The sequence below is a fragment of the Streptomyces sp. NPDC050422 genome (genome assembly GCF_044458665.1).
GTDB lineage: Bacteria > Actinomycetota > Actinomycetes > Streptomycetales > Streptomycetaceae > Streptomyces.
The window spans coordinates 1-2,725 of record NZ_JBITIE010000059.1 but is presented as its reverse complement, the minus strand read 5'-3'; the positions used below and the strand labels follow the sequence as shown (position 1 = coordinate 2,725).

Here is a 2,725-nt window from a genome sequence, read left to right as displayed (position 1 = left end):
CTGCAGGGGGGACCCTGTGGGAGAGTAGGACGCCGCCGAACTCCTTTTGATAGTTAAGCCCCGTGCCCTTGTGGCACGGGGCTTTTCTGCGTTCCCGACCCGCTCACGCAGAGCGGTCTCAGTCCGCTGTGACCAGGTGGGTGTCGTACGCCAGGATGACCGCTTGCACACGATCCCTGGCGCCGGTCTTTGCGAGGATGCGCGAGACGTGGGTCTTCACTGTGGATTCGGCTACGTGGAAGCGTTCGGCGATCTCCGAGTTGGTCCAGCCCCGGCCGATGACGGTGAGGATCTCCCGTTCCCGGTCGGTGAGTTTTGCGATCCGTGCGTCCGGGGTCGCAGGGCTGCCTGGGGTGGCCGGCAAGTGCTGCACGTATGCGTCGAGGAGACGGCGGGTCAGGCTCGGGGCGACCACCGCGTCGCCGCTGGCCACGGCCCGGATGCCGGAGAGGAGCTCCTCCGGTAGCGCGTCCTTGATCAGGAAGCCGCTGGCGCCGGCGCGCGATGGACGGGGTCCTGGTGATCGCTCACTCGGACAAGGAGGGTGCCGCACCCACCTGGAAGCGGACCTACGGGCACCACCCGCTGATGGGGTTCGTCGACCACGGACCGGGCGGCACCGGTGAACCGGTCGCGGCCCTGCTCAGAGCGGGCAACGCGGGATCGTACACCGCGGCCGACGACATCACCGCCACCCAACTGGCCTTGGCCCAGCTGCCGAAGGAGTACCGGCGTGGGCGCCGGACCCTGATCCGCACCGACTCCGCGGGTGGCACCCACGACTTCGTCGCCTGGCTCGCCCGGCGAGGGCGGTGGCTGTCCTACTCGGTCGGCATGACGGTCACCGAGGCGATCCACCAGCACGTGCTGAAGGTTCCGGCATCGGCCTGGAGGTCGGCCGTCGAGCTGGAGGTCGGCCGTCGAGACGGACGGCGAGGTCCGCGACGGCGCCTGGGTCGCCGAACTCACCGGTGACGTCCTGGACGGCTGGCCCAAGGGCATGCGGCTGATCGTCCGCAAGGAACGACCGCATCCCGGGGCCCAGTTGCGGCTCACCGATGCAGACGGCATGCGGCTGACGTGCTTCGCCACCAACACCTCGGACCGGCCGATCGCCGAACTCGAGCTCCGTCACCGACTGCGGGCCCGGGCCGAGGACCGCATCCGAAACGCCCGCGCCACCGGCCTACGGAACCTTCCCCTGGACCACACCGCCCAGAACCAGATCTGGCTGGAGATCGTGCAGATCGCCCTCGACCTGCTGGCCTGGATGCCGATGCTCGCGCTGACCGGCAAGGCCCGCCTCTGGGAGACTCGCCGCCTGCGGTTCCGCCTGTTCACCACGGCCGGACAACTCGTCACCACTGGCCGCCGGCGAATCCTCCGCCTGGCCCGGCCCTGGTCCAGTCACATCACCGCCGCACTCGACCAGCTCGCACTCCTGCCGAACCCCGGCGGACCAGCAACTTTCCCGTCCCTACGACAGCATCGCGACACCGGAGCAGTGGAATCCGGCGCCTCCCCGAGACGACACTCGGGCCGTCAACCTGTCCACTCTCCGCCCACGGCACGAAAACGGCCCACCGACTTCGTCGGCGGACCGTCATGAAACTTCGAGGTTAGGGCGTGTCTCCTTGGTGCAGAAGCCACCCAGCTGAAGCGAAAAGTATGGAGAAACGAAGGGGGCGCATGCCTACTGTCGGCGTGGAGGTAAACCGTGTCCTGGCCATCAGTGATCATCCTTGTCCCCGCGGAGCAGCGCCCGTCGCTTGAAGATCGATTCCGTTCCTTTGAGCTCGTGCCGGATCCTGTGACGGGTGACGAAAGGTTGGACTGGCACGGGTACTCGTTCTCCCTCGACCTCTCGGGCGGGATCCTGACGGACTTCGAGCCGGACGAGCTTGAGCAAGTGACGACCTCGATCGGCGAACCGTATGCGGTCCACGTGTCGTGCCAATCCATGGACGCGGCCCGGACATTCCTCAGCAACGTCCTCCCTGGGGTGGACGGTCTCCTGGATGCCAACCATTTCGAGATCTTGCCGACGAGCAAGTTTCATAGCCTGATAGACCGACATCCTCGCTGGGACTGGCGTCGCCAACCGAGTACAGACCTCCAGTAGGTCGGCTCAAGCCGGCTTCCTGTCACCTGCGGGACCAGATCAGAATGGCCGCGAGGTGCAATGCGGCCTGATACGCGATGGCGAGCGTGTCCGTCCGCATCGCGAGGCCGCGCCACTGCTTGAGGCGGGCGATGCACCGCTCGACGGTATTGCGCTCCTGGCATCTTTCAGCATCGAAGGCTGGCGGGCGGCCTCCGGCGCGGCCTCGCCGCAGACGGTGACCGATCTGGTCCGCAGGCTGCGGGATGACGGCCCGAATACCGCGACGGCGGCGGTGCCCACAGTTTGCGCGGGAAGAGTAGGCCAGATCCGCAAGGACGACCGTAGGGCGGGTTCTTGCCCTGCCAAGTCCGCATCGCGGGATCCGGATTCTGGCCGTTACCGCCTCGACGGCTGGTGCGTTCGGGCGTGGCCTGCAGTGACGTGGATAGCCAGAGGCCGTGCCCGGCTGTCGCTGGCCAGGTGGACCTTCGTACTCAAGCCGCCGCCGGAGCGTCCGAGCGTGTGGTCTGAGGTTCCCCCTGCGGGCCGGACAGCTTGATACTGGGACGGATGGTCCCGGAGGAAGCAGTCACAGGTAGTGAGCAAGAAGAGCAACATGAG

The 2,725-nt window shown here is 67.1% G+C and carries 3 pseudogenes; 1 reads left to right on the top strand and 2 read right to left on the bottom strand.

The features are described 5' to 3' along the window. Window positions 1-118: 118 nt before the first annotated feature. Window positions 119-502: pseudogene (locus ACIBJG_RS38745) on the bottom strand (LuxR C-terminal-related transcriptional regulator); the annotation flags it as partial. Window positions 503-504: 2 nt separating this feature from the next. Here ACIBJG_RS38745 and ACIBJG_RS38740 point away from each other — a divergent pair. Beyond that, a pseudogene (locus ACIBJG_RS38740) lies at window positions 505-1,456 on the top strand (IS1380 family transposase); the annotation flags it as partial. Window positions 1,457-2,144: 688 nt separating this feature from the next. Here ACIBJG_RS38740 and ACIBJG_RS38735 read toward each other — a convergent pair. Beyond that, window positions 2,145-2,635: pseudogene (locus tag ACIBJG_RS38735) on the bottom strand (IS5 family transposase); the annotation flags it as partial. Between the last annotated feature and the right edge of the window lie 90 nt (window positions 2,636-2,725).